The following is a 7267-nucleotide window of genomic DNA, read 5'->3' on the forward strand; positions in this document are numbered from 1 at the left end:
GTTTGGTGAAAAATAACAAATCTCTCAAATTATACTTTCTGCTTGCCCTTATATTGTCATCAATTAATGGGTGGGCACAGGTAGATCCGCAGGCTTATTCCATAAAGAAGGATTATAAAGTGACCGATCCTACTTACTATGAAGCCTACTATGATATCAAAACGGGGATGTACTATGTGTATCCCAAGATTGGCAACACAGTGGTGGGTCAGCCAACGGCAATGTCTCCAGAAGATTACAAAGAATTCATGCTTGCAGAGCAGGCTAAAGCGTATTATAAAGAGAAGTCCGACCGTTTCAGTTTGATGTACAGAAAAGATAAAACAGATGCACAAAAGAAAGGGCTGATCCCTTCGCTTACCATCAACAATCGTCTTTTCGAAACCATCTTTGGAAGTAACAAGATAGAGATTATCCCTTCCGGATATGCCTCTTTCGATTTGGCAGGTTTGTACCAAAAAATAGATAACCCTCTTATCTTACCGCAAAACAGAAAGAGCTTTACTTTTGATATAGACCAAAGAATTCAGCTTGGCTTAATAGGAAAGGTAGGAGAAAATCTACAGCTGAAAGCCAACTATGATACACAAAGTGGCTTTGCCTTCGAGAACCGAATGAATCTTGTATGGCAGGCAAAAGGAACTTGGAAGGATCTTCAGACCAAAGGTTTGGGCGAAGTAAATAAACCTAACTCGGGAGGTGAAGACAAAATCATCAAGAGAATAGAATTTGGTAACGTGAATATGCCTCTTTCTACTAGCTTAATAAGAGGTTCTGAATCACTATTTGGAGTGAAATCTGAGTTCCAACTAGGGAAAACCTACGGTACAGTAGTACTCTCTCAGCAGCAAGGTGAAGCCCGAAATATTGTAGTACAAGGCGGTGGTGTAATGAGTACCTTTAAGGTAAATGCCATTGACTATGAAGATAACCAGCATTATTTTATCGGACATTATTTCTTGGATAATTATGATAAAGCACTAGAAAATTATCCTCAAATCAACTCCAGAATTAGTATTAATAGAATGGAGGTTTGGGTTCTAGACCAAGGAAATAGCAATTTGGCGTACCAAAAGAGTATTGTAGGTATCCGAGATCTTGGAGATGGAGCTTCGGGTTTGCCAGACAACTCCCAAAACAGTTTGTACACCGCTGTTAACAACTTGGGTGATCCTCTGAGAGATGCCAACTCTACCTACAATACAATAAGCGGACAAGTGTTTCCCAATGCATCTGGTGGTTCTGAACCTTATAAAGATGGCGAGCAGTTTATCTTTAATAGAAAAGCAAGAAGACTAAATGCCAACGAGTATACCTTCCATCCTCAATTGGGATATATCTCTCTCAACCAAAAGCTAAATGACAATCAGCTACTAGCCGTTTCTTATTCTTATTCGGTAAATGGATCCAACCAAGTGTATAAAGTAGGGGAGTTTTCGGAAGAAAGTCCCGTACTGATTACCAAGGTTCTAAAACCTAATACCAATGTAAAAACTACCTCTCCGATGTGGAACTTGATGATGAAGAACATCTATTCTCTAGATGCTGGGCAAGTAGAGCAAGACGGATTCATCATGAATGTGTACTACAGAGATGCTGAAACAGGTGGTAAAGTAAACTATCTTCCCAATACATCTGTACAAGATAAAAACTTATTGAAACTCCTCAACTGGGATCGCCTAAATGTGAATGGGGATTTGCAAACCAATAATGGAGTACAGGGAGATGGTGTTTTCGATTTTGTGGAAGGCGTAACGATAAGAAAAGAATTAGGTAAGATTATCTATACCAAGGTGCAACCTTTCGGAAGCTATATGGCTCAGATATTGGGGGGTAATGATGCTAAATATGTATTCTCAGATTTATATTCCCAACAAAAGCAAGTCGCCTCTTCTAGCAACCTAGCACAGCGTTATACCATGGAAGGACGCTACAAAGGCGCACAAGGACAAGGTATTTCTCTAGGTGCTGTTAACGTTCCACAAGGTTCTGTAAAAGTAGCTGCCAATGGTGTACAACTTACAGAAGGGATAGATTTTACCGTAGATTATATGTTGGGATCGGTAACGATTATCAACGAAAATGTAAAACAATCTGGTCAAGCCATCAATATCTCGCTAGAGAATCAATTAACTTTTAATACACAAAGAAAAAGATTTTTAGGTTTAAATTTAGAAAGAAGAGTGAACGAAAATTTCATCTATGGTGGAACAATTGTTAACTATTCCGAATCGCCTTTAACACAAAAGGTAAACTACGGTCAAGAAGCCGTAAATAACACAATGGCTGGGATGAACTTGATGTACAACAAGCAACTTCCTATCTTGACGAGGCTTACCGATAAAATACCAGGAATCAATACGGAAGCACCTTCAAACCTGAATTTCAAAATGGAGGCGGCTTACTTGCTACCAGGTATCAACAAGGGTACAAATGATCAATCTTATATTGATGATTTCGAACAAACAACTTCTAAAATATCGCTGAAAGAACCAGCCGCTTGGAGTTTGGCTTCAAAGCCGGAGAAAAACCAAGACAATCCTATCTTTGCTGGTGCCGGTAAAAATGATGATATCACCAATGGATATGGAAGAGGTCTATTATCTTGGTACAATATTGACCCTAGATTCTGGGGTATAGGAGGCAAAGCGCCTGCCGGAATTACCGCAGAAACGATGTCCAACCACGCTTCTAGAAGAGTACAGTATTCTGAAATTTTTAATAATAGAGATTTCGTTGCTGGAGAACAAACCTTCACCAATACGTTTGATATTTCATATTATCCACAAGAAAAAGGACCTTACAATGCAAATCCTAATACAGAATCTATGTCCGATCGTTGGGCAGGGATTATGAGACCTATTAGTGTATCCAACTTCGTGAATTCTAATATCGAATATGTAGAATTCTGGATGATGGATCCTTATGCAGATGGTCGTGATCTAGGAACCAACCCCAAGTTACTTCTTCATCTAGGAAACGTAAGTGAAGATATCTTGAAGGATGGTTTTATGCAATACGAAAATGGATTGCCTACCGCCTCTGCACCTTCTTCTACCTCTACATCAAATTGGGGAATTCAGCCGAAACAACCTCCAGTTTTATATGCTTTTGCAAGTGAGGGAGAGGAGAGAACCAACCAAGATTTGGGATATGATGGACTAACTAATGCTGATGAAACGCAAAGATTTGGGACTACTTTTACCAATCCGGTAAGCAATGTAGTAGATCCTGCTGTAGATGATTTCATATTTTATTTATCAGAAAAATTCACAGGCAGCCAAGCAGCTTCTGTAGTTCAGAGATACAAATACTTCAGAGGACCAGAAGGAAACTCACAAAGCAACTCGCTACAAGTGGCTTCTCAAACTCCAGATTCTGAAGATATCAACAAAGATTACAATCTAGACCAAAGCGAAAACTACAACGAATATGTAGTAAAATTAGACAAAGCCAATTTAGCTTTAGGTCAAAATAATATTGTAGATGTAAAAACAGTAAAAGCAACTTTCCAGAATGGACAGTCTGATGATGTGAAATGGTACTTGTTCCGTGTTCCCGTTTCAGATTACAACCAAGCAGAGGCAGGTGGAGATAAAGATCCATCGGTACTTAATAATGTGCGTTTTGCTAGAATGCTACTTACAGGTTTCGATCAAACTTCTACCTTACGTTTTGGAACAATGGATTTGGTAAGATCAGATTGGAGAAGATATCCTAACAAGATTTTTAGTCCATCTGTAGATTCACCAACAGAAGGTTTGGCTGGTGGAACAACAATGAATGACAACTTCGAAGTAGGTAGTGTAAATATTGAAGAAAATGGACTTAATAACCCTCCTTATGTATTGCCTCCTGGGATAGACAGACAGGTAATGAGTGGTAATGCTGGTGCACAAAGACAGAATGAATCTTCACTTTACCTTAAAGTGAAAAACATGGCGGATGAAGCTAGAGGAGTTTTCAAAAACGTTGCATTGGATATGAGAAGATACAAAAAGCTAAAACTTTTTGTACACGGAGAAAATCTAGATTCACCAGAAGCCTCTAATCAGGATAGAGATTTGAAATTCTTTATACGTTTTGGTAGTGATGGTACGGATAACTATTATGAATATGAAGCTTCAGTGAAGTATACACCTAGAAATGCAACTGCACCAATGGACATTTGGCCAATGGAAAATGATGTAGATTTTAATATACAAGATTTTGTAGATGCGAAAATCAGAAGAGACAAAAACTTCCCTACGGATATCATTTTACGTAGAGTAGACCCAGAGTTTGGAGATGAACACAAGAGAATATACATCAAAGGTAGACCTTCTTTAGGTAATATTACAACAATCATGTTGGGAGTAAGAAACAATCAACGTGGTGCTATAGGAGAAAAGGGTAGAGTACTTTGGGTAAATGAGATTCGTCTTTCTGAAATTGAAAATGACGGTGGATATGCAGGTAATGCAAGTCTGAATTTCAACCTAGGAGATTTCGCTACCGTTAATACCAGTGCTTCTTATACTTCTGTCGGATTCGGTAATATAGATTCTAAACCTGCCGAGAGAAATCAGTCTACTCAATCTGCATTTAGTATTAATTCTTCAATTAATTTGGATAAGTTTTTACCAGAAAAAACAGGTGTTAAGATTCCTGTGAACTATTCTTATTCTCAAACCATAGAAGATCCTAAGTATAACCCTCTGGATAACGATGTAGAATTTAGCAAAGCTGCCAATAAGGAAGAACTGAAAAAAGTAGCAAGAACTTACACGCAGCAAAGAAGTCTGGGCGTTGTAAATATGCACAAAGAAAGGATGAATCCTAATAAAAAGCCTAAATTTTATGATGTAGAAAACCTATCGATCACAACGGTTTATAATGATGATTATTATAGAGATATCTACACTAAGAAAAACTATAGACAATACTTCAGAGGCTACGTAGATTACAACTATACCTTCAAACCTTGGGTGGTAAAACCATTCAACAAGATGATTAGCGATACAGCGAAGTCTACAAAGTACCTCAGATGGATAAAAGAGTTTAATTTTAACCCAATTCCTACCAGATTATCTTTCAGAACAGAATTGGATAGAAATTACAACGAACTAGAATTTAGAAATATCGATGCTATCCTTAGTGGGAATAAGGCAGACGATTTTGATGCCATTAAGAATAGAAACTTCTACTTTGGTTGGCAATATGGTTTAGGATTTAATTTTACCAAATCTTTAAAACTAGACATCAACTCTATGACGAGAACATTGAACGATAATGTGGATGTGAACACGATGAATAATTCTTCCATTTTCGGGAATATATTCCGTGCTGGACGTCCTGTTTTATACAATCATAGAGTTCAGCTTAATTATAAACTACCGTTCCAATATCTACCTTATCTAAGCTTTATAGATGCTGAGGTGGGGTACGGATTTACTTATAACTGGAATGCACGTAGTACCGTAATGAGCAACTATGTAAATCCTGATAATAATAGAGTAGAAAACTTGGGTTCTATTGGTCAAAATACCAATGTAATTCAAGTAACTGCTTCGGCAGATATCCCACAATTTTTTGGTCAGTTTAGTTATTTTAAAAAGATTAATACGACACTTCAAAAACGCAAGCAAGAGATGGATTCTCTTAATAATGTGTACGCAAAAGCATGGGAGAAAAATAGATATAAGTATAAAAGCTATAAGTTTAAGAATAGATTATCTGTATTGCAAAATGCAGCTTTCTTCCTAACTTCTTTCAAACAACTTAATGTGAACTATTCGGAGAACAACGGGACGGTGCTACCAGGTTTATTATCTTCACCCAACGGTTACGGATACGGACAAGGTTTGGGTGGACCAAGTACAGGTTTCTTATTCGGTTCTCAGGCAGACATCAGACGTTTGTCTATAGAAAACGGATGGGTAAGCGACTCAGAATTAATGATAGATCCTTATGTAAGGATGTCTACCAAAGAATTTAGAGCAGATTTGCAGATGATGCCTCTTAATGATTTTAGGATAGATTTTAATGTTTTGCAAACTTATAATAGAAATTTTTCTCAAACTGGCTTTAACTATAAAGATGATTTTGGAAACTCAAATCCTACCTATACGTTTGCAAGTGATATGATTGCCTATTCTAATTCTGTGGTATTACTTAATAGTGCATTCAAAGATGGCTCAGCAGTGTATTCTGTAATAAGACAAAATGCAAAACAGATATCTCAACAAATGGGTGGAACACAAAATAATGATGGGTTTACGGATGGGCATTCTATTTCTAATGCGTATGTCCTTATTCCAGCATTCAGAGCGGCTGTAGAAGGCAAAAATCCTACAGCCATAGGAGATGCCAAAAAAGCAGGAATTCCAATTCCAAACTGGAGATTAGTTTTCTCTGGGTTGAAGAATTTACCTATTGTTAGTGGACAATTTACCAAGTTTGATATATTGCATAGTTATACTGCAACGTATACAGCTACAGGAATTCAATCGAGCATCGATTATTTTAATGATCTTAATAATGGCGGTGGCGGTAGGGATGTGAATAACGATTATATCAATCCATTCAATTTCTCTCAGGTTGCTTATGTAGAATCTTTCTCTCCACTTGTTGGGATAGATGTTACCATGAGAAACAATATGCAGTTTGGTCTACAATACAATAAAAATAGAGCGTTGTTGTTAGGATTAGTCAATCATACCCTTACTGAAGATTCAAATACAGAATATGTAGTAAGACTTGGATATATCGTAAGAAATTTCAGACTAGGTGCTGTGAATAACGCTAGAGGAGGCAAAGGAAAAGGCAGCGATCTTAATATCAGAGGTGATATTTCACTTAGAGATAGCCGAACAAGTATTATGAATATCTTATTAGACGATTCTCAGGTGACAGGCGGACAAAAACTAATGAATATCAAATTATCTGCAGATTACAATGTTTCAGAACAATTGAACTTAAGGGTATTCTACGAGCAAATGACATCGAAATATAAGATCTCCACAGCTTTCCCATTATCTACCATTAGAGCAGGTTTATCAGCTACTTTCACATTTGGAGATTCGGGCGGATTCTAATAATAATAATAATAATAATAATAATAATAATAATAATAATAATAATAATAAACTCAAGTTTCCAATTTTAATCCATGATTGCTTTCAGCTGTAAAGCCATTACAAACAGTATAATCTTAATCATAAATCCGTCGATGGTCACTGCCGCTATTCTTTTAGGCATCATTGCTGAAATCTGACTAATAGACGTT

Annotated in this window: 1 protein-coding gene; it reads left to right on the forward strand. The window is 37.1% G+C overall.

The genetic code is table 11. The features are described 5' to 3' along the window. The first annotated feature begins 5 nt into the window (after nucleotides 1-5). Nucleotides 6-7076, forward strand: coding sequence for a cell surface protein SprA (sprA, locus tag ACKI42_RS06795; RefSeq protein WP_407403757.1), 7071 nt, complete (start codon nucleotides 6-8; stop codon nucleotides 7074-7076). Nucleotides 7077-7267 lie beyond the last annotated feature (191 nt).

It is taken from the genome of Chryseobacterium sp., from assembly GCF_045629545.1.
GTDB lineage: Bacteria > Bacteroidota > Bacteroidia > Flavobacteriales > Weeksellaceae > Chryseobacterium.